Origin of the sequence: Sphingomonas sp. (assembly GCF_042095875.1) — a bacterium.
Lineage (GTDB): Bacteria > Pseudomonadota > Alphaproteobacteria > Sphingomonadales > Sphingomonadaceae > Sphingomonas.
On record NZ_JBELMJ010000003.1, the window covers coordinates 125,856 to 128,169 of the forward strand.

A 2,314-nucleotide genomic window follows, 5' to 3' on the forward strand; every position below is an offset into this window, starting at 1 on the left:
CCGGGCGAGGCGGTGGTGGTGTAGCGCCCGAAATGCTCGATCGTGTACTGGTATCCCTGGCGCACGATCTTGATGCTGCTCATCAGGTAAAACAGCACCAGCACGAGCAGCAGCGCGGCAATCGTCGTCAACATCACCATTTCCCCCGGTGTACCACCCGATCATAGCGCCCCCGTCAGCCCGGACCTAGCGAAACCGGACGAACGCGGTTACATGGCCCGCCACTCCTCCCCCTCAACAGGAATCGGCGCTTCCATGGACATTCGCCTCGGGCTTACCTTCGACGACGTGCTGCTCGTTCCGGCGGCATCCGAGGTGCTGCCGACCGACGCCGACACCCGCACCCGCGTGACGCGCGATATCGCGCTCAACATTCCGGTGCTGTCCTCGGCGATGGACACGGTGACCGAGGCCGACATGGCGATCGTTATGGCCCAGCTGGGCGGTATGGGCGTGCTCCACCGCAACCTGACGGTCGAGGAGCAGGTCGCCGCGGTCCGCGCGGTGAAACGCTTCGAGAGCGGCATGGTCGTTAACCCGATCACAATCACGCCGCAGGCGACGCTCGCCGAGGCGCAGGCGCTGATGGCGGCCAACCGCATCAGCGGCATTCCAGTGGTGGAGGACGACGGCAAGCTCGTCGGCATCCTCACCAACCGCGACGTGCGCTTTGCCGAGAACCCGAAGCAGCCGGTCGCCGAGCTGATGACGCGCGACAATCTCGCTACCGTCTCTGTCGGCGTGGGGCAGGAGGAGGCGCGTCGCCTCCTCCACCAGCGCCGGATCGAGAAGCTGCTGGTCGTCGACGACGCTTATCGCTGCGTCGGCCTCATCACCGTCAAGGACATCGAGAAGGCGGTCACCTATCCCGACGCGACCAAGGACGCCGCCGGCCGCCTGCGCGTCGCCGCCGCGACCACGGTCGGCGACAAGGGCTTCGCGCGTACCGAGGCGCTGGTCGATGCCGAGTGCGACCTCGTCGTCATCGACACCGCGCACGGCCACAATCGCGACGTCGCGCGCGCGGTCGAGCGCGTGAAGAAGCTGTCCAACTCGGTCCAGGTGATCGCGGGCAACGTCGCCACCGCCGAGGCGACGCGCGCGCTGATCGAGGCGGGCGCGGACGGGATCAAGGTCGGTATCGGACCGGGCTCGATCTGCACCACCCGCGTCGTCGCCGGCGTCGGCGTGCCGCAGCTGACCGCGGTGATGGACTGCGCGGAGGCCGGCGAGAAGCTCGGCGTGCCCGTCATCGCCGACGGCGGCCTGCGCACCTCGGGCGACCTCGCCAAGGCGCTGGCGGCGGGGGCCGCGACCTGCATGGTCGGCTCGCTGCTCGCCGGAACCGAAGAGGCGCCCGGAGAAACCTTCCTTTATCAAGGGCGTGCGTACAAATCCTATCGCGGGATGGGAAGCGTCGGCGCGATGGGGCGCGGCTCGGCCGACCGCTATTTCCAGGGCGAGGTACGCGATCAGCTCAAGCTCGTGCCCGAGGGGATCGAGGGGCAGGTGCCCTACAAGGGCCCAGCGCGCGAGGTGATCCACCAGCTCGTCGGCGGGATCAAGGCGGCGATGGGCTATACCGGCTCCGCGACGATCCGCGACCTGCAACAGCGCGCGAACTTCGTCCGCATCACCGGCGCGGGACTGAAGGAAAGCCACGTCCACGACGTGACGATCACGCGCGAGGCACCCAATTACCCGACGCGGTGAGCCGCTGTCCTACGCGGCGGCATCGTGGCATGGCGGACGCGTGCGCATGCCCGAACCAAGATCGTCCGACCGGCACGACGCTCATCGTGCGACGGCGCGCAGCCGCGAACCGCGCGAGCGCCGCGGCACGCGGCGTGCGAGCAACGTTGCTGCCGGCTCGACCGACGCGTTGGTCGGTCTGAACGCAGCAACTGGCGCGGTCGGTTGCGTTGACGTCACGTCCCAAGCCCAGTCCTCCACGGCACGCGACGCTGCTCCTTGGCTTCACCTTAGCCTGAACTTCCAGCGTCAGGCGCCGGCCGGCCTCGACGATTGCGGCGCGTCTTGGCCTCACCTTAGCCTCACCTTTGGCCGTCAGGCACCGGCCGGTTCCGGCGATCGCGTCGCGCCTTGGCCTCACCTTAGTGTGACCTTCCGCCATAAGTGTTCGCCCGACGTTCCCAATTGCGGCGAGCGTTGGACTGACCTTAGCCTTACCTTCCGCGCCGCCGGGCGGGCCGCCGCCTGTTCACCGATGCCTTCGCGTCCTCTCTCACTCCGCGCCAGCCGGCCTGTCTACGAGCAACAGCCATGACCCCCGCCGCCCGTACCCAGGCCGCGA

The 2,314-nt window shown here is 68.4% G+C and carries 1 protein-coding gene; it reads left to right on the plus strand.

Going from position 1 to position 2,314, the window contains the following annotated elements:
* The first annotated feature begins 255 nt into the window (after positions 1 to 255).
* On the plus strand, positions 256 to 1,713 hold the full coding sequence (gene guaB / locus ACFDS6_RS02390) for an IMP dehydrogenase (RefSeq protein ID WP_375270503.1): 1,458 nt from the start codon (positions 256 to 258) through the stop codon (positions 1,711 to 1,713).
* Positions 1,714 to 2,314: the final 601 nt, after the last annotated feature.